The 24,489-nt window shown below is 27.6% G+C and carries 22 protein-coding genes; 5 read left to right on the top strand and 17 right to left on the bottom strand.

The features are described 5' to 3' along the window. Positions 1-38: 38 nt before the first annotated feature. The 9 genes from ACMX2D_RS01040 to trkA form a co-directional block, all read right to left on the bottom strand. Positions 39-2,363, bottom strand: coding sequence for a heavy metal translocating P-type ATPase (locus ACMX2D_RS01040; RefSeq protein ID WP_414972392.1), 2,325 nt, complete (start codon positions 2,361-2,363; stop codon positions 39-41). After that, positions 2,356-3,402: a DNA polymerase III subunit delta gene (gene holA, locus ACMX2D_RS01035; RefSeq protein WP_414970926.1), complete on the bottom strand. Its 1,047-nt coding sequence runs from the start codon at positions 3,400-3,402 to the stop codon at positions 2,356-2,358. Before holA ends, ACMX2D_RS01040 begins: the two co-directional genes overlap by 8 nt. Continuing rightward, the gene (locus ACMX2D_RS01030) at positions 3,399-5,774 is read right to left on the bottom strand and encodes a DNA internalization-related competence protein ComEC/Rec2 (protein ID WP_414972391.1); all 2,376 of its coding nucleotides are present in this window, start codon (positions 5,772-5,774) and stop codon (positions 3,399-3,401) included. The genes holA and ACMX2D_RS01030 overlap by 4 nt, the downstream gene beginning before the upstream one ends. Before the next feature lie 254 nt (positions 5,775-6,028). Then, on the bottom strand, positions 6,029-6,502 hold the full coding sequence (locus ACMX2D_RS01025) for a GNAT family N-acetyltransferase (RefSeq protein ID WP_414972390.1): 474 nt from the start codon (positions 6,500-6,502) through the stop codon (positions 6,029-6,031). A gap of 22 nt (positions 6,503-6,524) precedes the next feature. Next, positions 6,525-7,343 (bottom strand): class I SAM-dependent methyltransferase, encoded by an 819-nt coding sequence (locus ACMX2D_RS01020; protein ID WP_414972389.1) that lies wholly within the window; start codon positions 7,341-7,343, stop codon positions 6,525-6,527. An 82-nt stretch (positions 7,344-7,425) separates the two neighbouring features. Further along, on the bottom strand, positions 7,426-8,451 hold the full coding sequence (locus ACMX2D_RS01015; protein ID WP_414972388.1) for an L-threonylcarbamoyladenylate synthase: 1,026 nt from the start codon (positions 8,449-8,451) through the stop codon (positions 7,426-7,428). A 3-nt stretch (positions 8,452-8,454) separates the two neighbouring features. Next, positions 8,455-9,075 (bottom strand): ribonuclease H1 domain-containing protein, encoded by a 621-nt coding sequence (locus ACMX2D_RS01010; protein WP_414972387.1) that lies wholly within the window; start codon positions 9,073-9,075, stop codon positions 8,455-8,457. A 12-nt stretch (positions 9,076-9,087) separates the two neighbouring features. Continuing rightward, a complete protein-coding gene (locus ACMX2D_RS01005; protein ID WP_414972386.1) occupies positions 9,088-10,533 on the bottom strand; it encodes a TrkH family potassium uptake protein in 1,446 nt (481 codons plus the stop codon). Positions 10,534-10,540: 7 nt separating this feature from the next. After that, on the bottom strand, positions 10,541-11,896 hold the full coding sequence (gene trkA / locus ACMX2D_RS01000) for a Trk system potassium transporter TrkA (RefSeq protein ID WP_414972385.1): 1,356 nt from the start codon (positions 11,894-11,896) through the stop codon (positions 10,541-10,543). Between the two features lie 178 nt (positions 11,897-12,074). Here trkA and ACMX2D_RS00995 point away from each other — a divergent pair, with 178 nt between their 5' ends. Further along, complete coding sequence (locus tag ACMX2D_RS00995) at positions 12,075-12,719, top strand: superoxide dismutase (RefSeq protein ID WP_414970935.1); 645 nt, start codon at positions 12,075-12,077, stop codon at positions 12,717-12,719. 146 nt (positions 12,720-12,865) lie between these two features. Here ACMX2D_RS00995 and ACMX2D_RS00990 read toward each other — a convergent pair whose 3' ends face one another. Then, positions 12,866-13,339, bottom strand: a complete 474-nt coding sequence (locus tag ACMX2D_RS00990) for a flavodoxin (protein ID WP_278478270.1) — start codon at positions 13,337-13,339, stop codon at positions 12,866-12,868. A 19-nt stretch (positions 13,340-13,358) separates the two neighbouring features. After that, entirely contained in the window at positions 13,359-15,113 is a 1,755-nt protein-coding gene (locus ACMX2D_RS00985) for a 1-deoxy-D-xylulose-5-phosphate synthase (protein ID WP_414972384.1), read from the bottom strand. A 131-nt stretch (positions 15,114-15,244) separates the two neighbouring features. Between ACMX2D_RS00985 and ACMX2D_RS00980 the strand changes: the two genes are divergently transcribed. From ACMX2D_RS00980 to ACMX2D_RS00970, 3 genes are all read left to right on the top strand, one after another. Then, positions 15,245-15,874, top strand: coding sequence for a thiamine diphosphokinase (locus ACMX2D_RS00980; protein WP_009448286.1), 630 nt, complete (start codon positions 15,245-15,247; stop codon positions 15,872-15,874). 97 nt (positions 15,875-15,971) lie between these two features. Then, positions 15,972-16,829 carry a pyridoxal 5'-phosphate synthase lyase subunit PdxS gene (gene pdxS, locus ACMX2D_RS00975; protein ID WP_009448132.1) on the top strand — a complete coding sequence of 286 codons (858 nt, stop codon included), beginning with the start codon at positions 15,972-15,974 and terminating at the stop codon, positions 16,827-16,829. 149 nt (positions 16,830-16,978) lie between these two features. Beyond that, positions 16,979-18,478 carry a C69 family dipeptidase gene (locus ACMX2D_RS00970; RefSeq protein ID WP_414970941.1) on the top strand — a complete coding sequence of 500 codons (1,500 nt, stop codon included), beginning with the start codon at positions 16,979-16,981 and terminating at the stop codon, positions 18,476-18,478. Between the two features lie 104 nt (positions 18,479-18,582). Here the strand turns inward: ACMX2D_RS00970 and ACMX2D_RS00965 are convergent, their stop codons facing one another. Next, complete coding sequence (locus tag ACMX2D_RS00965) at positions 18,583-18,774, bottom strand: hypothetical protein (RefSeq protein ID WP_414970942.1); 192 nt, start codon at positions 18,772-18,774, stop codon at positions 18,583-18,585. A 129-nt stretch (positions 18,775-18,903) separates the two neighbouring features. On the opposite strand from ACMX2D_RS00965, the gene ACMX2D_RS00960 reads away from it, so the two are divergent. Then, on the top strand, positions 18,904-19,929 hold the full coding sequence (locus tag ACMX2D_RS00960) for a M42 family metallopeptidase (protein WP_414970944.1): 1,026 nt from the start codon (positions 18,904-18,906) through the stop codon (positions 19,927-19,929). 50 nt (positions 19,930-19,979) lie between these two features. Here the strand turns inward: ACMX2D_RS00960 and ACMX2D_RS00955 are convergent, their stop codons facing one another. Genes ACMX2D_RS00955 through ACMX2D_RS00935 form a run of 5 tightly spaced genes read right to left on the bottom strand, consistent with a single transcriptional unit; the run spans position 19,980 to position 24,202 of the window. Next, positions 19,980-21,014 carry an ABC transporter substrate-binding protein gene (locus tag ACMX2D_RS00955; RefSeq protein WP_414972383.1) on the bottom strand — a complete coding sequence of 345 codons (1,035 nt, stop codon included), beginning with the start codon at positions 21,012-21,014 and terminating at the stop codon, positions 19,980-19,982. Then, positions 21,007-21,783: an ABC transporter permease gene (locus ACMX2D_RS00950; RefSeq protein WP_414972382.1), complete on the bottom strand. Its 777-nt coding sequence runs from the start codon at positions 21,781-21,783 to the stop codon at positions 21,007-21,009. The genes ACMX2D_RS00955 and ACMX2D_RS00950 overlap by 8 nt, the downstream gene beginning before the upstream one ends. Next, positions 21,773-22,600, bottom strand: coding sequence for an ABC transporter permease (locus tag ACMX2D_RS00945; RefSeq protein WP_414972381.1), 828 nt, complete (start codon positions 22,598-22,600; stop codon positions 21,773-21,775). Before ACMX2D_RS00945 ends, ACMX2D_RS00950 begins: the two co-directional genes overlap by 11 nt. Next, positions 22,601-23,650 (bottom strand): spermidine/putrescine ABC transporter ATP-binding protein, encoded by a 1,050-nt coding sequence (gene potA, locus ACMX2D_RS00940; protein ID WP_414972380.1) that lies wholly within the window; start codon positions 23,648-23,650, stop codon positions 22,601-22,603. Positions 23,651-23,659: 9 nt separating this feature from the next. Continuing rightward, a complete protein-coding gene (locus ACMX2D_RS00935) occupies positions 23,660-24,202 on the bottom strand; it encodes a helix-turn-helix domain-containing protein (RefSeq protein ID WP_414970950.1) in 543 nt (180 codons plus the stop codon). Positions 24,203-24,489: the final 287 nt, after the last annotated feature.

Raw genomic sequence — 24,489 nt, 5'->3', positions numbered from 1 at the left:
TTTAAAAATGGTATGCCTTTTATGGCATACCATTTTTGCTAAAATTTATATCTTTTTAATCTTAAACTGTTCAAAACTACACTTACTGAACTAAAACTCATTGTAAATCCTGCAAGCATTGGATTTAAGTATCCGAATGCTGCAAATGGAATTGCAATTATATTATAGAAAAATGCCCAAAATAGATTTTGCTTTATTATTTTTAGTGTTTGTTCACTTATATTTATAGAATTTAAAAGTGTGTTTAAATTACCATTCATCAAAGTAATATCTGATGTTTCCATTGCAATATCTGTTCCAGTTCCCATTGCAAAACTTATATCTGCACTTGCAAGAGCTGGAGCATCATTGATTCCGTCCCCCACCATCGCAACAATCTTTCCCTGTTTTTGCAATTCTAAAACCTTTTGAGATTTTTCATTTGGCATAACTTCATAAAGCACATTATCTATTCCAAGTTTAGTTGCAACTTTTCTGGCTACAACTTCACTATCTCCAGTTATCATATAAACATCAATATTTTTTTCTTTTAATTTCTTAATTATTTCAAATGCATTTTTTGAAATTTCATCTTCTAAAACAACAAAACCTGCAAATTCACTCCCTATTGATATAAAGATTGTCAATAATTCATTTTCTATATTTAATTCCAGTTTTCCAAGTTTTTCTTCGATATATTTTCTCTTTCCAATTAGAATTTCTTTATCATTATAAACTGCTTGAATTCCCATTCCTGCAATTACTTTCAAGTCTGAAATATCCAATTCTTTTATATTTTTTTCTTTACAGAAGTTTACGATAGATTTAGCAATAGGATGGTCAGTATTTTTTTCTAAAGAATAAATTATACTTAAGAACTCCTCTTCTGATAAATCAGTATTATTTTTTATTTCGATAACTTTTAATTCTCCTGTTGTAAGTGTTCCCGTTTTATCAAAAATAATACTATCCATTTTATGAATTTTTTCTAAAACTTCGCCACTCTTTATTAAAATACCATTTTGTGCAGCGACACCTGTACCCGACATAATCGCTGTTGGCGTTGCCAAACCAAGTGAACAAGGACAAGCTATAACCATTACTGCACAGCTATTTAATAAACTTGTTGTAAAATCTTTTGTAACAATATAAGTAATTACAAGAGTAGCAAATGATGACAAAATTACACCAGGTACAAAATAACTTGAAATTTTATCTGCAAGTCTTTGTACCGGAGCTTTTTTAGTCTGTGCATTTTGAACTAAATCTAGTATTTTAGATAGTACAGAATTTTCAACTGTACTCTTTACTTCAATTTTTAAAATCCCCTCAATATTATTTGTCGCTCCAATAACGGTATCTCCGATACTTTTTTCAACAGGAACGGATTCCCCCGTAATCATAGCTTGATTTACAGAACTATTCCCTGAAATAATAACACCATCAACAGGAATTTTTTCATAAGGTTTAACTAAAACAATATCTCCAATTTTTACATCTTCAATACTCTTTTTGACTTCCCTATCTCCTTCGATTACAATTGCATAGTCAGCTTTTAAGTCCATTAATTTCATAATTGCACCGAAAGTATTTGACTTTGCATTTGCTTCAAAAAATTTACCAAGTAAGATTAATGTTATAATCATTGCTGAACTGTCAAAATAAACATCAACACTTCCGATTAGAACTTTATAAACTGAATAAAAATATGCCATTGAAGTTCCGAAAGCTATTAAAACATCCATATTAGTACTTTTATTTTTTAAATTTCTATAAGCATTTATATAGTATCTTTTCCCTACATAAAATTGAACAACACTTGCAAAAGCCCATTGAATATATCCATTTAACATAAACTTGTGCACATTAAACATATGGAAAAACATTGAAACCATAAGTGGCACACTAAATACTATAGAAATAATTAAGTCTTTTTTTAAGTCCTTAATTTCATCTTCATATATATTTTGTCTTTCCTTTTTTTCTTTTTTAACCGAAATTTTATATTTCTCTAAAATTGAATTTATTTCATCTAAAGAAACAACATCTTTTAAGTATTTTACTTTTAAAATGTCATCTTCATCTTTTACTAAAACAGTATCTTTTTCTTTTAACTCAGAAATGATTTTTTCTATATCTTCTGCTTTAAGACTACTCTTTTCGATTTTCAATTCATCTCTTTTTGGTTTATATCCAAGTCTTTTTATAACTCCAATAAGGCCTTCAACTTTTGCTCCATCTTCAACGGAAACCGTAACTGTTTTACTCATAAGATTTACAGAAACATCCTCTACAATCTTAAGTTTTGAAAGCCCCTTTTCAACCTTCATTGAACAGGCTTGACAAGTCATTCCATCAACAAAAATATTAACCTTTTTACTCAATTAAATCGCCTCCTAACGACATTTTTGAAATTAAAATCTCTAACAATAAATCTATATCTCTATTTTTTGTCTTAATATCCGATTCGACAGAATATGTAAAATCAATATAATTACAAAGAGTTTCTACTGAAAAATTATCACAAACTGAATACAATTTTTTACATTCATAGTTTGAAATTTTTAACTCTTTTGAAATATAATCTATATGTTTTTGTTTTAGTTTCAAAACTTTTACTCCTAAAAGATTTCTTATATATCTAACAATCATATAAAATGTAGAAAAAGAGTCTTCTCCTGATTTTTTAAGCTCAACCAAAATCTTAATAGAATTTTTATAATCTTTTTTAGAAATTGTATCCAGCAATTTAAAAATGCTATTTTCAAATTTATCAACTAGAATTTCATCAACATCTTTAAAATCTAAAACATTTCTGGAAAAGGAATTAAGTAGTTTGTTTACTTCATTTTCTACATCATAAAGATTTTTTTCTCGACTACTATCTAAATACCCAATTCTATCAATAATATATTTCAATACATTATCTTTAATTTCGATATTTTTTAAAACAAATCTTTTTTTAATAAATTTAAAAAGTTCAATCTCATTAAATCTTATAAGTTCAATATTATGTCCTAAAATCGAAATTTGTTTATAAAATTTACCGCGAAAAGCAAGACTTCCTTTCATCACAAAAAGAAGAACTGTTGTATTTGGAATTTTATCTATATAATCATACATTTCCTCAAAAAAGTTTTTATACATAGAAATTCCATTTTTTGAAAGATTTACATCATTTACAATGATAAGTCTTTTATTACTGAAAAATGGAGCTGTTTCACAATCAATCTTTAACTTCTGCAAATCAATTTTTGAAAAATCATATTCAATATAATTCATATCAAAAAAATCTTTTGAAACAATTTTCTCCTTAAATAATTCAACAAACCTATCTATCAAAAAAATTTCTTCTCCACTCAAAACATATATACCATTAAGTTCCCCATTATCTAGCAACTTCATAGCTTGTATATAATTCATAGTTCCTCCTTAATAAAGTCTAAATCTATTATTAAATCATTATTTATTTTAACTAATACTAAAAAAGCAAATAGATACATTATAATATTTAAAATATCCATAAAATAGAATTTCAAAAACCCAAATAAATTACTATCAATTTCTCTAAAACCTGTAATTTTTTCTTCAAACTTATTAATACTAAGCATAATATTTCCCTGTAAGTCTGTTCTATAAACATCACTTCCTACAGATTTTATTCTATCTAAAGCATCTTTATGCGGATGATTATATCTATTTTTATAACCACAAGAAATTATAGAAGTTTTTGGACTTGAAGCTGATAAAAATTCAGAAGAACTAGAATTTTTACTCCCATGATGAGCAACTTTGAGATAATCACAGTCTATATCATTTTTTATAAGCTGATTTTCAGTAAAAGCTCCAATATCTCCAGTAAAAAGTATTTTCTTCCCATTTGCTATAACTCTAACAATTATAGATCTTTCATTTTCTTCCGTAGAATCTTTGGCTTTTAAAACTTCCAAATCTACATCTTCTAAATTTAATTTTAAATTATTTTCAATATTATAAATATTTTTAGCCTTAACTTCTCCATATTTTTTCACAAAATCTCTGTATCCGTCTTTTCTAAAAAATAAGTTTTTAATCTCCACTTCTTTAGATAAATAACTCAAATTTTTGCAATGGTCTGCGTCTAAATGTGAAATAAACACAAAATCTAGTTTTTTTACTCCACTTTTCTGTAGATATGGAATTAAAACGGATTTTCCGTTATCTCCTTTTCCAAAAGTAATTCCACCTGTATCTATTAGAATATTATTCTGTTTTCCTCTTATTAAACAGGCATCTCCTTGACCTATATCTATAAAATTTATATTTACCTCATTTTTATAAATGTTATAAATATTTGTAGAAACAAATAGAATCATAACAGAAAGTATAAAAAATTTAAAGTTATCAAATGTAAAATACTTCAAATTTCTCTTCTTAAAATAAACTAGAAGTAAAAAATATGTAAAAATCACAAATACTATATTATATTCGTAAAAAGTGATATTTATATTTATATCCTTTAAAAAATCAACATTTAATCTTATAAGATTTAATAAATTATTAACTAATAATCCCAAAAATACACAAACTTTTAAACTAAATAAACCAAATAACAAAATAAAAAACGAAATAACTATGCAAATTACAAAAATTGGTGTTAATACTAAATTACTAAAGAAGGTAATAACTGAAAACTTCCCAAAAGTATATAAAATAATAGGTAAAATTATAAGCATAACCGAAAAAGTAAGTTTTAAAGATTTAAGTACAAAACCATCTCTCTTATTTGAAAAATATGGTAAAATCTTTATAATTCCAAATACAGAAAACGCACTTAAATACAATCCTACATCAAAAATCATATATGGATTTATCAATAAAATGACAAAAATAGTCAATAAAAGGTCATTTAATCTATCTTTAACTTTTCCATAAAGCGACGAAAATATAGAAATAAGCAAAAATATTTCCGCTCTTAAAACACTTGCAGGATTGCCAATTAAATATGAATATAAAAATATAAAAAATAGAATTATAACTTCTCTAAAAATTCTTTTTATTGGTAAAATGACTAAAATTTTACTTAAAATTAAATATATTATTCCAATATGTAGACCACTAACGGCTAAAATATGTGAAAGTCCAATTTCTCTAATATCATTTTCAAAAGCCGTATCATAATTATTTGCAAGAAATATCCTCTTCATAATATCCGAATTTTCAGATGAAAGAGAAGTATCAAAGACATTCTCAACAAAATTATGAAAAGCTCCCTTTAAGTTTTTATTCTCTCCAATTTTTTTCACATCATCAGAATAAATATTTGAATATATATTCTTTTTTAAATTAAATCTCTTATAATTAAAAAGTCTTGGATTACCATTTGACCTTATTTCTCGAAGTTTTCCCGTTACACTTACAATATCTCCAATTTCAAACTGTTTATGATTTGTAAAAAGTAGAATTTTCTCTGATTTTTCTATATTTTTAATGTTTTTTAATTTAATTTCATGCTTAAATCCATTTCCATCAGAACGAACAGTTGAATTTAAAACTTCTCCTGTCAAAGAGACTTTTTGGTCAAAGAATTGTTTTAAATTGCTCTCTTTTTCAGCAAAAAAACTTGCTAAAAATCCCAAAGAAAACATCAAAAAAAATAATTTTAATTTATTGAATCTAAAAATATATGAAAATATACAAGCAAATGTAAAAATTAAAAAAATATAGAATTTTGTAAAATGTTCAATTTTCAAAAAATAACAAAATAAAATTCCACATATTAAGGAAATCAGATAAAAAATAACATTTCTTTTCATACTTCCTCCAAATACAAAATCATAAATCATTTTTCAATACATAATTATTATATCATAAGGCATAAATTCATAATTATTATATCATAATTCCTTTTTGATAATTATATTTAGGTTATTATGATGAAATAATTATAGCTTTATCATAAGGCATAAATCTATAATTATTATATCATAATTTGAACAATAAAAAAGCAGTACTTTTGTTTACTGCCTTTCATCTCATATTCAATTATTTAATTTTTATATCAACAATACTAATCTCCAATATATTTAATATAAACTTGGCAAGGATTCCATTTATCCCATAGAGTTGGAAAAACTTCCAATTCCTTATATCCTACAGATTTGTAGAAATTATTTGTTATATCATATTCTTTATAATGACCGCTTTGAACAGTTTTAACTTGAGTATAAGTATAACCAAGTTTTTTGGCCAATTCTTCATAAGCATCATTTAACTTTGTTCCTATTCCCATTCTATGATAGTTTTTCTTAATTCCCATAACAAAAATATCTGCACAATCCTCACTTGTAGCATTCAATACCACAAAACCTACTGCCTCATTATCCATAAAACAGGCAATAAACGGTTTGTCTTGTGAATCTGTTATATATTCTTCCGTACTTTCTGGCATACCAAACCATTCAGGAAGATCATTTAATATTTCTCTCGATATTTTTTCCTTTTCTTTAATATCAACAATTTCTTTAATAATCAATTCTTTCAAATTATTAACTCCTTTAAATTTACTATTTTATATTTTTCGTAACAAATAACAAATGATTTGTTGCTCCTAAAAGTTCTTTATTTTTACAATGATTAAAATGCCATTGTAGATAATTTTCATAAGCTACATCGCTCATTTTTTCAATTTTTTCAGATAATAATTCAGAAAAGCCATCTGATGCAATTATACTTTCTATCTTTAGTCCTGATTCCTCTACTAAACTCTTACTTTCATCAATAGTAAAGAATATAAAAGGTCTGTTCCGTACCCTCTGTGTTTCTTTATTATATGCACCATTTTCAAAATAATTAAAATTATAGTTTGTTTCCGTAATAGGTACCATATCATGATTTATAAATGCTATAAAAATATGTGCTCCATTTTTACAAACTCTAATTACATCATTTAAAGTTTTCAGTTGATCCTCTTTGTTGGATAAATGATATAGGGGTCCAAATAAAAGTACAACATCAAAATAGTTATCAGGTAATATTTCAAGCTCTAAAGAATTTAATTGCTTTGTTATAATATTTTTAAAATTGTAATTTTTCAAATTTTCATTTAATTTTAAAAAATTATTTTCAGAAGGTTCAAAAGCATATATTTCAGAAACTTTATCAGCATAATTTATAGTATAAACTCCCGTACCTGCTCCTATATCAAGCATCTTAGTATTTAGATTTATCACTTTGTCTATCTCTCTTATTGTAGTTAATTTTTCCACCATTCCAAATTTACTTTTCAATCTTGAATCTTCATCAAAAAATTTATACAACATCTCATTTCTCTGTAAATCATCATCTATATTCATTACCTCATAAAAACTTAAATCCTTATCCATAAAAACCTCCTGATAAATTTTAAATAGTATAACATATTAAAATTCTAAAAACAACAATTTAACAAAAAAGAGCCTTAGCTCTTTAATCAATGTATTTTATATTTCCACTTGCAGATTTTTTTAGTCTGTTCATTATTGAAAATCCGAGTCCATTTTCATCACAACCCTCAACAATAATTAAATCAACATTTTTTTCGTCGAATTCTCTAAGCCCTCTAAATAATATTTTTGACATTTCTTTTAAATCAAAAACTGAACCCAATGATAAAATATTTTCACTTTCCACATTTAAAAATGTTTCGTCAAACTTAAAAATTCCAATTTTTAAGCCTTTATTTTCTTTTATTATTTTTTCAATTTCCATTGATGATTTTTTCCTATCTTTAGTTGAAATTACCACAACTTTTGCCTTTGGTGCATAATGTTTATACTTTTGCCCAGGTGATTTTGGAATTGTATTTTCTGTTACAATGGCATCATCAATTAAAATTTCATCTTCATATTTCAAAAAATCTTCCTTTGTATAAAAACCAGGTCTTAAAATCGTATATGGTTTTTTAGTCAAATCCAAAACTGTTGATTCTATTCCTATATTGCAAAGTCCACCATCTAATATTACAGATATTTTACCATTCATATCAGTAAAAACATCTTCTGCAGTCGTTGGTGACGGCTTTCCAGAAATATTTGCAGAAGGTGCAGCAATTGGAACTCCACATTGTTTTATAAAACTTCTTGCAATTTCATTATTCGGCATTCTAATAGCAACGGTATCAAGTCCACAGCTGACAGCGTCAGGAATTATATCTTTCTTTTTCATAACAACAGTCAGTGGTCCAGGCCAAAAATAATTTAAAAATTCTTTTATATCATCATTTAATTCATAAACCAATTTTTCCATCATTTCATAATCTGAAATATGCAATATTAAAGGATTATCCTGTGGTCTATTTTTCGCCTTAAAAATTTTTGAAACTGCAATATCTGATAATCCATTCGCTCCTAAACCATATACAGTTTCAGTTGGAATCGCAACAATTTCATCATTTAATATTAAATTTGCAGATTTTTCTATATTTTCTTTTGTCGGTTTTAATATTTCAGTCATAAACTATTTTTCAATTCCCAAAGATTTTTTTGCCAAATGGTCTGCAAGGTCATTATATTTATCATTTGAATGTGCCTTAACCTTTACAAATAAAATCTCTATTTCCTTTCTAAACTCTTTAATCTTATCTCTATATCCTATAGTAAGGGGCAAATTGCATTTCCATTCACCATTAGCCCAAGATGAAATTCCTTGATAATCATGAAAAACAATTATCTTTTTCTTTCTTAACTTTATTGCCTCACTTATAGCTCTAATTGAGCCAAAAAGTTCTCCTGTTACATTTCTACTCTTCGCAACTTCAGGATTTTCTCCCTTTCCAAAAAGTTCAATAATATCATCCTTTAAAATGAGAACAACTCCATAACCATATTCTAAAGTATCTTTTTTATAAGAACCGTCAACATAGGCTAGGATTTCATCATCTGCAACATCTTCAAAAGTAATATTTTTACTTTCAATTTCGTTGCTTTCATTATTCAAATATTCTTTAGCTTCTTCGAAAGTTGGAAAAGATTTATAAATTGCTCCCGAAAAACCTGTAACTTGTTTTTTACAGTCTTCCCAATTATTAAAAACTCCTTTTGTTTTTCCAACCTTAACAGCATAATATTTTTTCGCCAAAAATAACTCCTCCTATTTCTTTTTCCAAGTTGTTGATGAGAATAAAATTAGTATTGGAAATATTTCAAGTCTCCCTGCTAGCATTGCAAGTGACAAAACTATTTTATTAAAATAAGTAAGACTTGCATAACTTCCTGTAGGCCCTACAACAGAGAGTCCCGGTCCAATATTATTAAAAGTTGCCATTACTGCTGAAAATGCAGTTAAGAAATCCGGAACAGTAAAGGATATTAAAACTGTAAAAATTATAATTAAAAATATATAAATTACAAAGTAACCCTTTACCTCCTCCAATACTTCATTTCCAACAAGTTTATTATCTACTTTTACACTTAAAACTCTTTTTGGATTTATAGCCTTTCTAAATTGTAAAATAGATGACTTAACCAAAATTATAAATCTTGAAATCTTCAAACCACCTGCAGTTGATCCCGCACAGGCACCTGTAAACATCAGGAACAACAAAATCGCATGAGAAAAAGTAGGCCATTTTCCAAAGTCAACAGTAGCGTATCCGGTAGTCGATATTATTGAAGAAACTGTAAAGAATATATCTTTTACAGCAGTAAGATATGAAGTATAATTATGTCTTATATTGAAGAATATTAAAACAACACTTCCAAAGACTATAAGCAAATACCATCTTAATTCTTCACTCTTAAATCCGTCTCTTGCTTTTCCTATTAAAATTACATAAAATAAATTAAAATTAATACCAAAAATTATCATTGCAGTTGCCAAAATCATCTCAACTATAGGACTATTATAATATGCAATTGAATTTGCCCTTATTCCAAAACCACCAGTTCCCGCAGCTCCAAAAGCATGAACGAAAGAATCAAAAACAGGATGACCAACTAAAATTAGTAAAATTATCAAAATTCCTGTCATAGCAAAATAAATTTTATACAAAAGTCTAGCAGTATAACTCATTTTTGCAACAAATTTTCCAAAAATCGGTCCAGGAACTTCTGCTTTCATAATATGAGAATTTCTATTTGAACGAGGTAAAATCGCAAGTGCAAAAACTAAAATTCCCATACCTCCAATCAAATGTGTAAAACTTCTCCAAAATAGCATTGAATGACTAAGTTCTTCAACATTGGTTAAAATACTAGCTCCTGTAGTTGTAAATCCACTTGAAGTTTCAAAAAATGCATCAATAAAATTAGGAATTGAACCTGAGAAAACAAATGGCAAAGCCCCAAAGGCAGATAAAAGTATCCAAGATAATGAAACTATTATAAAGCCCTCTTTTTCATAAAAAGCTCCACTTGCATCAGATTTATATCCTAGTAAATAACCACTCAACAATAATAAAAATATTGTTACTAAAAAACTTAAAATATTACTATAATTTTCTTTATATATGAGAGAAACTATAACAGGTAAAAGTAAAAATCCTGCCTCAATATATAAAATTTTACTTAAAATATATCTTATAATTTTATTATTCATAATACACCTATACTAAGATTGAATCTATATTTTGTATCAAATTTGCCTTTGAAATAATAATTACAGTATCTCCAACCATAATAAAATCACTACCGGAAGGAAAAATTAGTTTGTTATCTCTAATAATATAAGCTATAAGTACATTTTCCTTGATATCCAAATCTTTTAGAGGAGTCTCTATTGCCCTTGATTTTTTGTTTACTTTTATCTCTAAAGCTTCTACATTATTTGATAATCTATGTAAAGTTTCTATATTAGATCCTTCACTATTGATAATTGATCTAACTACACTTATTATTATATCTGAAACCAATTTTTTAGGTGTAACAAAGGAAAAACTATCTGTAGGAGGAATAATATTTAAAAGAGAAAGTCTACTAACTTTTGCTACTGATTTTTTAACATTAAGTTTTTTTGCAAACATTCCTAACATAATATTTTCTTCATCAATTCCTGTTAATGCTACACAAGCATCATAATTTTTCAATCCTTCCTCATCAATAACATCAGAATCAGAACCATCTGCACAAATTACCTTAACTTTTGAAGGAAATTTTTCGCTAAATGATGTTGCTATTTCACGATTAACTTCAACTAATTTTACCTTTATATTTTCCTTAATTAAATTTGAAATTAAATAATGAGAAATTCTACTACCACCTATAATAAATACAGATTCTATTTTTTTCTCTCCAACTTTTAACATATTATAGAATTTATATACAAATTCATCAGTTCCTGTAAAATGAACCTTATCTCCTTCTCTTATAATAAATTCACCCGAAGGAATAAAAATTTCACCCTGTCTTTCAACGATTCCAATTAAAACTTTTATATTGAATTTTTGTTGCAAATCCTTAATTTTAACATCTTTTAAAGGACTATCTTCTCCAACAGAAAGTCCAATAAGTTTTACTCTACCATCAACAAAAGTTTCAACAGAATGAGCAAAAGGATACTTTAATCCTCTTGAAATTTCTCTTGCTGCAACAAATTCTGGATTTATAACTAAATCAATTCCCAATGCGTCTTTTACAAAATCATATTTAGCATAATATTCAGGATTTCTAACACGTGCAATAGTATATTTTGCTCCCATATTTTTTGCAAAAATACAAGATATAATATTTACTTCATCACTTTCAGTAACGGAAATAAAAATATCACTATCTTCTACTCCTGCTTCTTCTAAAAGATCATAGTTAGTTCCACTTCCGGAAATCCCCATAATATCATACTTAGATAGCATTTCGTTTAAAATTTCTTGTCTTTTTTCTATTAAAATAATATCATTATCTTCTGTATTTAAATCAGTAAATAAATACTCTCCAACCTTACCGGCTCCAACAATTATAATTTTCATAAATACCTCCAGCTCATAGTATATCATATTTTAAAAAAACTTCAATAGAGACGATTTTTATAAAATAATTATTCAATTATTGATATTTATTATTAAAGTTTTAAAAATATTCCTATGGGTAAAATAGATTTGAAAAACAAATAAGTTTTTAATATTTTATAATTTTAGGAGGAATAAAATGGCATTTGAATTAGTAAAATTAAATTATGCTTATGATGCATTAGAACCTGTAATAGATAAGGAAACTATGGAAATTCACCATAGCAAGCACCACCAAACTTATGTAAACAATTTAAACAACTTCATTAAAGACACAGTTTTTGAAGAAGCTACATTAGAAGAAATTTTAACTCATTTAGAACATGCTCCAGAAGACAAAAAGAATGGAATTAAAAATAATGTTGGTGGAGTTTTCAACCACAATTTATTCTGGGAAAGCATGACACCGGGTGGATCTAAAGAACCTGTTGGTGAAGTTGCTAAAAAAATTGCTGAAAAATTTGGAGATTTTGAAACTTTTAAAGAAGAGTTCAACAAAAAAGGTGCAGGACAATTTGGTTCAGGTTGGGTATGGTTAGTATCTGATAAAGAAGGAAATATCGAAATAATTGCAACTCCTAACCAAGATTGTCCAATTTCTTGTGGAAAAGTTATTCTTTTAGGAAATGATGTTTGGGAACATGCTTATTATTTAAAATACCAAAACAGAAGAGCTGAATACCTAAAAGAATGGTGGAAAGTTGTAAACTGGGATATAGTTGAAGCAAGATACCAAAAAAGAAATCCTGAATCTTGTGGCTGCGGCTGTGGTTGTGGATGTTAATTAAAATATTAAGAGATTTCAAACGAAATCTCTTTTTTTATTGTACAATAACAGGTTTCCGCATTTCCTCTCAATGTGAAATATCGTAGAAGGATGAGGTTCTTCTATACAAAAATAGCCGACTTGAAATTAAGTCGGCTAACATTTTATAAACTTTCAATCCAATTTTTAATTATTTCATCACTATCTTTAATGTCAAATCTTCTTCCTTCTTTTAGAACTGAACCCTTACAGGAATTTTTCAATTCTTTGTTAGTATTTCCCATTAAACTTTCTCCTGAAGTCGCAAAAGGAATAATAGTTTTTCCTGTTAAATTATAACTTTCTAAAAAAGTATTTATGATTGTAGGTGCAACATACCACCAAATAGGAAATCCTACATAGATAGTATCATAGTCATCAATATTATTAATCTTGTTTGCTATTTCAGGTCTAAATGATTTGTTTTTCATTTCGATACTGCTACGACTATTTTCATTCATCCAGTTTAAATCTTCATCTGTGTAAATTTCCTTAGGCACAATTTCGTGTAAATCCGCTCCTGCAATTTTTGAAATTCTTTCTGCAAGTTTTTTTGTTACTCCACTTGCACTGAAATATGCAACTAATTTTCTACTCATAACCAGTACCTCCTATCTCCTATTTATTCAATATTTCCTTGATATCATTGATGATTAAATCTTTTGAAATTCCATTTTCTATAAGAAATTCTTCCACAATAAATCTATCGGGAAAACTCTTTTTAATTCCATAATTTTTAACTTTTACATCAGATGTTCCGAAAAATCTTGCAATTTTTTCTCCAAAACCACCTTCTATAACACTATCTTCTAAAGTAATTACCAATTTATGACTTTCTTTTAATTCTTCAAGTAATTCTTCATCTAAACCTGTAATATATACCGGATTAATTAGAGTAACATCCCCTAATTCATCAGCTATTTCTTTTCCTAAATTATAGAAATTACTTAGAGCTATAATAGCTACATCTTTTCCTTTTTTAGTTACTTTAGATTTGTTTAAAATTGAATAATCAGTTTTATCTGCTTCACCAGTTGATACAACATCAACTACAGGAACTCTTATTGCAACAGGATGTTCTATTTGATTTAATCCCCAATCCAGCATCTTAAAATATTCTTCTTTGTTTGTAGGTGCAAGATATACTAAATTTGGAATATTCGAAATCATTGGTATATCAAAAAATCCAAGATGTGTAGCATCACTTTCTTCATAAATGGATGCTCCATAAACCAACATTAATGCAGGATTATTGTTTAAGCACAAATCATGAGAAATTTGGTCATAAGTTCTTTGCATAAATGTACTATATACGCAAAAAACTGGTTTTGCCCCATTTTTCGCAAGTCCTGAAGACATTGCAACCGCATGTTCTTCAGCAATTCCAACATCAATATATTGCTTACCCATTTTTTCTCTTATTTCCTTAGAAAATCTAAAAGCCCCTGGTGTTCCAGCATTCAAAACAGCAACTGTTTTATCTTTTTTAATAGCATTCAATAAATAATCAACAGTCAAGTTTTTATAGTTTTCTACATTTTGTCCATTTCCAAAATTTTTAAAATCCCCTGTTTCAATATCAAAAGGCGCTCCATAATGAAATTTCTCTCTATTAATTTCTGCAGGCTTAAATCCCTTTCCCTTTGTTGTTGAAATATGAACTACAATAGGATTTTTTAAATCTTTAACTGACTTAAATGCTGAAATTAATTCTTCAATATCATTACCATCATCAACATAGATATAATCAAGACCCATTGCTTTAAAAAGATTATCTTCTGCCTTTCCTTTTGTTTTTCTTAAATCATAAAGATTTTTATAAAGGCCGCCATGATTTTCCGCAATAGATTGGTCGTTATCATTTATAACAACAATCATATTACTTTTAAGTTCAAAAACATTATTAAGCCCTTCAAGAGCTTCTCCTCCACCTAATGAGCCATCTCCTATAACAGCTATAATATTTTCATTATCTCCTTTTAAATCTCTAGCCTTTGCTAAACCACAAGCAAGACTTATAGAAGTTGAAGTATGACCTATTGTAAATAAATCATGTTTGCTTTCTTTTGGAGAAGTAAATCCTGTAACTGATTCATATTTTTCAGGAATCATAAAAGCATCTTTTCTTCCTGTCAACATTTTATGAACATAAGTTTGATGGGAAACATCAAATACAATCTTATCTTTTGGAGAGTCAAAAACATAATGAAGTGCAACTGTAAACTCCAATGATCCAAGATTAGGACCTATGTGTCCTCCCTTTTCACTAAGTCTTTTTAGTAAATATGTTCTAAGTTCTACGACTAACTCTTTTAATTCATCAATAGATAATTTTTTTACATCACTTGGTGAATTGATTTTTTCTAAATACATAGCATCTCCTCCTTTTATGTAAAATTTTAACTTCAATTTATTAAATTATACTATTAACAAATAAATTATTCAATAGTTTAAAAATTTTAAAATTATGTTAAAATATAATTAAAAAAATTAGGAGAAAAATAATGAAAATTGCTTATATATTTTTTAATGGAAAACTTTTAGGAAATAAAAATTATTTTAAAAATTTCTTTATGATGAATAAGGGTGATATCTACTGTGCAGACGGTGGAACAAATCTCTGCTATGAACTGAATTTAATTCCAAATGAAATTTGGGGAGATTTAGACTCAATCAATAAAGATATTTTAAATTTCTATAAAGTAAAAAATGTAATTATAAAAGAATTTTCTAAAGATAAAGATTTTACAGATTCAGAATTAATTTTAAAATTCATTAAAGATAAAAATTACGATAAAATATATTGTATAGGTGCATTAGGTGGAAATTTAGATCATGAACTTACAAATATTAATTTAATGTTTAAATATGATAATTTATATTTTTTAAAAGAGACTGAAATACTTTTTAAAATAGAAAGAAAATTTGAATTTAATAATCTATTAAATACAAAAATTTCTTTTATACCTTTTTCAGAAGAAATAAAAAATTTGACATTGTCCGGTTTTAAATATGATGTGAAAAATATTGATCTTAAAAAGGGAGATTCTCTTTGTATAAGCAATATTATAGAATCAAATTCTGCAAAAATATCTTTTGAAAAAGGAAAGATTTTATGTGTAATTAAATCTTAATCTGATACTATTTTTTATATAGGTTTTGACCCTTTCTCTAGTATCAAAAATATATTATACTGTTTATATAAAATATATTTAAGGAGAAAGGAATATTATGAAAAAGAAAGATTTAACACAAAATTTCGTAGGCGGAGTTATAATGGATGTTACTACACCCGAACAAGCAAAGATAGCTGAAAAAGCAGGAGCAGTTGCGGTAATGGCATTAGAGAGAATTCCTGCAGATATTCGTGTTGCCGGAGGGATTTCAAGAATGAGCGATCCTGCAATGATTAAAAGTATAATGGAAGCTGTTTCAATTCCTGTTATGGCAAAATGTAGAATCGGACATTTTGTAGAAGCTCAAATATTGCAAGAAATAGGAATAGATTATATTGATGAAAGTGAAGTCTTATCCCCTGCAGATAATATTCATCATGTTGATAAAACAAAATTCGATACACCTTTTGTATGTGGTGCAAGAGATTTAGGAGAAGCTCTAAGACGTATTCAAGAAGGTGCAAGAATGATTCGTACAAAAGGAGAAGCAGGTACAGGAGATGTTGTTCAAGCAGTTTCACATATGAGAAAAATTCAAGGTGAAATTCGTCAAGTAACTGCGATGGCAGAAGATGAATTATTTGAAAAAGCAAAAGAATTTAAAGTTCCTTATGAATTATTAAAATATGTTCACAAAAACGGAAAACTTCCTGTTGTCAATTTTTCAGCAGGTGGAGTTGCAACTCCAGCAGATGCAGCGCTTATGAGACAATTAGGTGCTGAAGGTGTTTTTGTAGGCTCGGGTATTTTTAAATCAGGAAATCCTGAACAAAGAGCTAAGGCAATAGTTGAAGCTGTTAAACATTATAATGATCCTAAGGTTATTGCAAAAGTTTCTGAAAATCTAGGAGAAGCTATGGTAGGAATAAACGAAAATGAAATTGAAATAATTATGGCTGAAAGAGGAATTTAAAAAATATTAAATTTATTTTTTGCTCTTTTTGATATTTATTATTAAATATATTTACTTTTTGTTTTTTTCGGAGTATAATATAATTGTAATATGAGTAAAAATGTTACACAATTTATGCAAACTATTATATTTTGAAAGGAGATTTTATTATGGCTTGTACTACAATTTTAGTTGGAAAAAATGCTACTTATGATGGATCAACAATGGTTGCTCGTAACGAGGACTCTCCATCAGGTCAATTTTGTGAAAAGAAATTTATAGTTGTTCATCCAAAGGAACAACCTGTGAAATATAAATCAGTTTTATCTCATGTTGAAATTGATTTGCCTACTAATCCTATGCGTTATACTTGTATGCCTAATGCAGTTGATGAATCAGGAGTTTGGGGTGCTTGTGGTGTTAATGAGTTAAATATTTCTATGACTGCAACAGAAACTCTAACTTCAAATGAAAGAGTTTTGGGTGCTGATCCTCTTGTAAATTTCATTCCTGCTGTTGGAAAAGAAGGAGACAAAGATTATGTTCCTGAAAAAGTTGGTGGAATTGGTGAAGAAGACATGGTTACTTTAGTTTTACCATATATCAAATCCGCTCGTGAAGGTGTAATTAGACTTGGAGAAATTTTAGAAAAATATGGCACTTATGAAATGAACGGTATAGCTTTTCAAGATGTAAATGAAATTTGGTGGTTGGAAACTATCGGAGGTCATCATTGGATTGCAAGACGTGTTCCGGATGATTGTTATGTAATTATGCCAAACCAACTTGGTCTTGATTATTTTGACTTGGAAGATGCTTTTGGAGAACAAAAAGAATATATGTGTTCTGCAGATTTAAGAGAATTTATAAACAGATATCATTTAGATCTTTCTCTAGACGGAAATTTAAATCCTAGAGATGCTTTTGGTAGCCACTCTGATGCAGATCATACTTATAATACTCCTCGTGCTTGGGTTTTACAAAGATATTTCAATTCACTTACAAATTATTGGGATGGAATGGAAGCAGATTATGTTCCTGAATCAGATGATATTCCATGGTGCAGAACTCCGGACAAAAAAATAACTGTTGAAGATATTAAATATGCACTTTCTAATCATTTCCAAGGAACTCCTTATGATCCTTATGGAAAATTTGCAGATGAAAAAGGAAAATTCAGACCAATTGGTATTAATAGAAATAATTTCTTAGGACTTGTTCAAATAAGACCTGACATGCCTGAAGCAATCAGAAGTATTGAATGGCTTGCTCTTGGTTCAAATGTATTTAATGCAATGATTCCTTTCTATGTAAATATAGATAAGACACCAGAATATCTTGCAAATACTACAGGGGAACTTACAACAGAAGATTTCTATTGGACAAATCGTTTAATAGCAGCTTTAGCAGATGCTCATTATGCATCTTGCAGTTCTCATATTGAACGTTATCAATTGTCTATTCAATCAAAATGTACTGAAATTTTAAATAAATATGACAATAAATTCTTAAGTAAAAAAATAGCTAAAGGAAAAGTTGTTGAATTTTGTGAAAATGCAAATGAAGAAATTGCAACAGAATTAAGAAAACAAACAATTGATGTATTAGGTAAAGTTCTTTACACAGCAAGCTGTGAAATGAAAAATGGTTTTTCAAGATCTGACGCCTAAAAAATTAAAATTTAAAGGGAGCATTATTTTGCTCCCTTTTTATTATGAAATAACAAGGTTCCCGGGTACCCACCCGATGCGAAGCATAGTGGAAGGGTGGGGTTCTAATTTTTAGTTTCTTGATTTTTTTTATTTTTAAAATGATCTAAAATACTAAATAATTTTAAAATTAAAATAGTTGCAATTATAATTTTTTTAAAAAAATCTGTTTTCAAAAATACTAACATTAAAATACAAATAACTACAATTAATACATTTACCACTAAATTTAATTTTCTATAAACAAATAAATTCATAATATCCCCTCATTCATTAGAAATCAAGGAAAGTATAACATTTTATTTTTTCATTGTCAATTTGAGAATAATTTACAATAGTTTTAATATCGTGTATAATAAACATATAAAATAAATTTGGAGGTTGTTATGGATAGAAATTATGTTACAAATTTACTTGAAGGGTTATTAAATATCTACAGCCCTACTGGAGATACTGAAAATGCAATTTGGTTTATGGAAAAAAAGTTTAGAGAATTAAATATTCCTACGAGAAGAACAAATAAGAATGCGCTTATTGCAACAATAGAAGGTGAAGAAAAAGAAGCTATAACTTTTTCAGGTCATGTTGATACATTAGGTTTAATGGTAAAAGAAATAAAATCAAATGGACGCTTAGCTTTTAGCTTAGTTGGTGGTTTTTCTCCAACAAGTGTTGAAACTGAAAATGTATTTATCAAAACTTTTGACGGAAAGTTAATTCCGGGAACTGTTCTATATAACGAAGCATCAGTTCACGTTTATGATACTACAACAACTGCTCAACGTTCTATAAAAAATATGGAAGTAAGAATTGATGAAGTTGTTGAAAATGCAGAAGACGTTAAAAAACTTGGCATTTCTGTTGGAGATTTCATCTATTTAGATGCAAGATGTAGAATTTATGAATCCGGTTTTGTTAAATCAAGACATTTAGATGATAAGGCTTGTATAGCTGCTATGATGGGAGTTGCAAAATATTTAGTTGATAATAAAATCAAACCTAAAAATACAATTAATTTCTTTATAAGTAATTATGAAGAAATCGGTCATGGTTCAAGCTTTATTCCTGAAAATACTGTTGAATTCTTTGCTGTAGATATGGCAGCACCCGGAGTTGGACAAGAATCTGATGAAAGAGCTGTAACTATTTGTGCAATGGATTCTTCAACACCTTATGATTTAGGAATGAGAAATAAATTGAGAAAGATTGCTGAAGAAAAGAAAATTGATTATAGAATTGATATTTATCCTCATTATGGATCAGATGCAACTGCTGCACTTAGAGCAGGACACGATATTCGTTGTGCATTAATCGGACCTGGTGTTGATGCAAGCCATAGTTATGAAAGAACTCATATCTTAGGTATCGAAAATACTTGTAAATTAATGATAGAATATTTATTAGCTAAATAAATTCTAAATAAAAATTTAAAGGCATAGATTTTAAATCTATGCCTTATTTTTTAATCAGCTTTTACATCTGTCCAGATATTATCATATTCTTTTATAAAATCTGATGGATCTTTAAAAACTTCCATTTTTTTGAAATATTTATCGTCAATTTTTGTTACTGATTTTATTAATTCATTTTCATCAATTACTTCTTGATTTGGAACTGCATAATATGTGTACTCCATATTTTTTGATAAAATTTCTTTTCTGATTAAGAAATCAATCAACTTGTGTGCATTCTCTTTATTTTTTGCATTTTTTAAAATAACCATCGAATCAAACCAAAGATTTGTTCCCTCTTTAGGTTTTACATATTCGAACTTTTCATCTGCATCTAATAGTTCAGTTGCATCTCCTGAATACATTACTGCAATTGCCGCATTTTCAGCTAACATATTATCTTTTGCTTCATCAACTAAATATGCAAGTATAGATTTTTTTTGTTTTATTAAATCTTTTTTTGCAATTTCTAATTCTTCTTTATTTCTTGAATTCATCGAAAATCCATTTTTTAAAAGTGCCACTGCTAAACTGTCTCTTGAACTGTCCAACATAACAATTTTGTCCTTATGCTTTGCATCCCACAAATCAGCCCAAGAATTAATCTCACCATCTACTAAATTTTTATTATACAAAATACCCAATGTTCCCCAATACATGGGAATTGAATATTTTGATTCAGGATCATAATCCTTATTTAAAAATTTCTTATCGATATTTTTATAATTCGAAATCTTACTTTTATCTATAGGTTCCAACATATCTTCTTTAATCATCTTTTCAATCATATAATCTGAAGGAACAACTATATCGTAATTACTTCCACCTTGTTTTATCTTTAAATACATATCCTCATTCGTAACAAATGTTTCGTAATTAACTTTTATTCCGGTTTCCTTTGTAAACTCATCTAAAACCTCTTTATCTATATACTCTCCCCAATTATACATATTTACAACATTACCTTCTCTTTTATTACAAGACGAAAGTAGAAATATCATACAAAGTGAAAAAAGTACATTTAAAAATATATTCTTTCTAGTCATATAAAATACCATCCTCACTTTTCTTATTTATAATTAGTAAAAGAACTAGCATTGCAATAAACATCAATGTTGAAAGAGCATTTATTGACGGATTTATTCCTTTTCTAGCCATAGAATAAATTTGTGTACTAAGGTTAACAACCCCGTTTCCACTATTAAAATAAGCAATTACGAAGTCATCCAATGAAAGAGTGAATGCAAGTAATGCTCCCGCAAAAACACCTTGCTTTATTTCAGGTAAAATTACTTTCCTTAGAGCATAAAAAGGTGTTGCTCCCAAATCCATTGCAGCCTCAGGTAAAAATTTATTCATCTGTTTCATCTTTGGATAAACCGAAAGTATCACATAAGGTGTTGCAAGCACTATATGTGAAGCAAGCAATGTCAAAAATCCATAATCAATATTGAAAACTTTATATAATACCATTAAAGAAATGGCTATTACTATATCAGGATTTAAAACAGGAATATAGTTTAAATTTAAAACTACAAACTTTTCACTTTTTTTCATGTAATATATCCCGATAGCTGCAACAGTTCCTATAAAAGTTGCAATTATAGTAGTTAAAACCGCAATCAATATTGTATAATAAAGAGCTGTCAAAACCTCCTTATCATTAAATAATTCAACATACCATTTAAAAGTAATTCCTGTAAAAGAACCACGAAGTTTAGAATCATTGAATGAATACAATATAAGCACAAGAATAGGTGCATAGATAAATATAAATACAAGTGAAATATATAATTTTCTAAATTTATTTTCCATTTTCCACCTCTTTTGAATACTCAGGATCAAACTTATTCATTACGAAAAGCGATACTAAAATCATAACTAAAAGCACCATACTCATTGATGATCCAAAATTCCAATTTCCTGTTACTCTAAATTGTTGCTCAATAATATTTCCGATTAAGTTTTCTTTATTTCCACCTAGTAGAGCGGAAATTTCAAAAGTAGAAATTGCAGGAATAAATACCATTGTAATTCCTGTTATAACACCAGGTAAACTCATAGGAAATATCAATTTTGTAAAAGTTTTTACTCTATTTGCACCCAAATCATGAGATGCTTCAATGTATTCTTTATCTATCTTAATCAATGTCGTATAAATCGGTAAAATCATAAATGGTAAAAAGTTATATACCATTCCTATTAAAATGGATGTATTGGAATACATAAGATTTACAGTAGGTAATCCAAAAAATTTCAAAATGGAGTTTAAAAGACCATTTTTACTTAAAATACTAATCCAAGAATAAGTTCTTAATAAAAAGTTCATCCACATTGGAATTACAACCAACAAAATCATCATATTTCTTGTTTTAAGCTTAAACTTTGTAATAAAATATGAAAAAGGATAACCGATTATAAGGCACAAAATCGTAGATAAAACTGCCATTTTTAAAGATCTCAACAAAACTTTTATATAAGTCGGATTAAAAAATCTTTGATAATGTTCCATTGAGAAAATAAAGTTTTCTCCTCCATAGTCAACAGAATATTTTGCTATGAAAACCAGAGGAACAACAATAAAAATTACTAACCATACAACGTATGGATATGCAAACCTCTTAAATTTCATCTATATTTCTTTAGCTCCTTTTTTCATAATATGAATATTATCAGGTATAACTCTAAGTCCAACTTTTGATCCTATAGGCTTTGTAATTGTGGAATGAACCATATAATCAAAATCCCCAACCTTTACAAGTAATTCATAATGAACCCCTTTAAAAATCTCTGACTTTACAATACCAACTAACATTCCATCTTCTTCATCAACAAGTTCTAAGTCTTCAGGACGAATTACTACATCAATTTCTTCATTTGGTATAAAACCCTTATCAACACATTTGAACTTTCTATTTGAAAAACTTACAACAAAATCTTCATTCATAACTCCGTCTAAAATATTACTTTCTCCTATAAATGAAGCTATAAATGCATTTTTAGGTTCATTATAAATATCTATCGGAGTTCCAACTTGTTGGATTTTACCATCGTTCATAACCACAATTGTGTCACTCATTGTTAGAGCCTCTTCCTGATCATGAGTTACATAAACAAATGTAATCCCTACTCTCTTTTGAATATTTTTAAGTTCAACTTGCATGTCTTTTCTAAGCTGTAAATCCAATGCTCCAAGTGGTTCATCTAAAAGCAAAACTTTTGGTTCATTTACTAAAGCTCTTGCAATTGCAATTCTTTGTTGTTGCCCCCCACTTAAAGATAAAATAGATCTTTTTTCATATCCTTTTAAATTTACAAGTCTTAACATTTCTTTAACTTTTTCATTTATTATACTTTCTGACATTTTCTTTATTCTAAGTCCAAAAGCAATATTTTCATAAACATTCATATTCGGAAAAAGTGCATATTTTTGAAAAACTGTATTTATATTTCTCTCATAAGGAGGAACATTTGAAATATCTTTCCCTTCAAATAAGATTTTTCCACTTGTAGGAGTTTCAAAACCTCCAATAAGTCTTAATGTAGTTGTCTTACCACAGCCTGATGGACCTAAAAGAGTTAAAAACTCTTTATCTCTTATATATAAATTTATATTATCAAGAACGATATTATCTCCAAATCTCTTATTTATATTAACTAATTCAACAGCATGATTCCCCATATTTTCCTCCTAAAAACTTGGTGGATTTGTAATCCACAAAACTTTTGATTCTTTTTTAGATAAATTTATTATACTTCTTTCGAATTGACCACTTGTATAAAAACATTCACCCTCATTTAAAATATATGTCTTTGTACCAAGGTGAAGCTCAATTTTACCCTTTAAAACATAACCGAATTCTTCTCCTTCAAAAGGTTCATAAGTCCTTGAATAACTTTTATGCCCGTTTAAAGTTACTATTATCGGTTCCATTGAATTCTTTTGTGCATTTGGAACAATCCATTCTAATTTACTATTTCCATTTTCAAAAATAGTTTCAAAAGCATCAATTTTTTGAAAAACAAATTTTTCTTCTTTCTCTTCTTTAAAAAAATCTGAAATATTTGTTCCAAGCGCCTCTAAAACATCTTCTAAAGAACTAATTGAAGGAGATGTAAGTCCCCTTTCAAGTTGAGAAATAAAGCCTTTAGTAAGCTCTGCTCTCTCTGCAAGTTCTTCTTGTGTAAGTCCCAAAATAGTTCTTAAATTTTTTATTTTTTCTCCAATATCCAATTTTCTTTCTCCTATTTTTATAACACTATATTAAACAAATAATATCTCTATATTAAACAATAAATATTATATCACAAATAAATCTTTATTCAATAGATTTTTATTGAAAATTTAAAATTTTTTATAAAAATTTTAAAATATTAAACACTTTTATTTCTAAAAATTTTAAAAATTGTATTATTTAAAAAATATTATTAGAAAATCTAATCTAAAAGCTTATATTTATTAGAATAATTAATTAAATGTTTTTGATATTAATATTGTAAAACCAATCACTATGGTTTATA

Source organism: Parvimonas oralis (assembly GCF_047608425.1).
Classification (GTDB): domain Bacteria; phylum Bacillota; class Clostridia; order Tissierellales; family Peptoniphilaceae; genus Parvimonas.
The sequence above is the reverse complement of the archived record's forward strand: the minus strand, read 5'-3'. Positions and strand labels throughout refer to the sequence as shown.

Excerpts from the sequence above, each read along its gene's own strand:
- ACMX2D_RS00950 (WP_414972382.1), bottom strand. The coding sequence starts at position 21,783 with ATGGAAAATAAATTTAGAAAATTATATATTTCACTTGTATTTATATTT.
- ACMX2D_RS00960 (WP_414970944.1), top strand. The coding sequence starts at position 18,904 with ATGGATAGAAATTATGTTACAAATTTACTTGAAGGGTTATTAAATATC.
- ACMX2D_RS00990 (WP_278478270.1), bottom strand. The coding sequence starts at position 13,339 with ATGAGTAGAAAATTAGTTGCATATTTCAGTGCAAGTGGAGTAACAAAA.
- holA (WP_414970926.1), bottom strand. The coding sequence starts at position 3,402 with ATGAATTATATACAAGCTATGAAGTTGCTAGATAATGGGGAACTTAAT.
- ACMX2D_RS00985 (WP_414972384.1), bottom strand. The coding sequence starts at position 15,113 with ATGTATTTAGAAAAAATCAATTCACCAAGTGATGTAAAAAAATTATCT.
- ACMX2D_RS00970 (WP_414970941.1), top strand. The coding sequence starts at position 16,979 with ATGGCTTGTACTACAATTTTAGTTGGAAAAAATGCTACTTATGATGGA.
- ACMX2D_RS01015 (WP_414972388.1), bottom strand. The coding sequence starts at position 8,451 with ATGACTGAAATATTAAAACCGACAAAAGAAAATATAGAAAAATCTGCA.
- ACMX2D_RS01030 (WP_414972391.1), bottom strand. The coding sequence starts at position 5,774 with ATGAAAAGAAATGTTATTTTTTATCTGATTTCCTTAATATGTGGAATT.
- ACMX2D_RS01020 (WP_414972389.1), bottom strand. The coding sequence starts at position 7,343 with ATGGATAAGGATTTAAGTTTTTATGAGGTAATGAATATAGATGATGAT.
- potA (WP_414972380.1), bottom strand. The coding sequence starts at position 23,650 with ATGGGGAATCATGCTGTTGAATTAGTTAATATAAATAAGAGATTTGGA.
- ACMX2D_RS01005 (WP_414972386.1), bottom strand. The coding sequence starts at position 10,533 with ATGAATAATAAAATTATAAGATATATTTTAAGTAAAATTTTATATATT.
- pdxS (WP_009448132.1), top strand. The coding sequence starts at position 15,972 with ATGAAAAAGAAAGATTTAACACAAAATTTCGTAGGCGGAGTTATAATG.
- ACMX2D_RS00995 (WP_414970935.1), top strand. The coding sequence starts at position 12,075 with ATGGCATTTGAATTAGTAAAATTAAATTATGCTTATGATGCATTAGAA.
- ACMX2D_RS00980 (WP_009448286.1), top strand. The coding sequence starts at position 15,245 with ATGAAAATTGCTTATATATTTTTTAATGGAAAACTTTTAGGAAATAAA.
- trkA (WP_414972385.1), bottom strand. The coding sequence starts at position 11,896 with ATGAAAATTATAATTGTTGGAGCCGGTAAGGTTGGAGAGTATTTATTT.
- ACMX2D_RS00945 (WP_414972381.1), bottom strand. The coding sequence starts at position 22,600 with ATGAAATTTAAGAGGTTTGCATATCCATACGTTGTATGGTTAGTAATT.
- ACMX2D_RS00955 (WP_414972383.1), bottom strand. The coding sequence starts at position 21,014 with ATGACTAGAAAGAATATATTTTTAAATGTACTTTTTTCACTTTGTATG.
- ACMX2D_RS00965 (WP_414970942.1), bottom strand. The coding sequence starts at position 18,774 with ATGAATTTATTTGTTTATAGAAAATTAAATTTAGTGGTAAATGTATTA.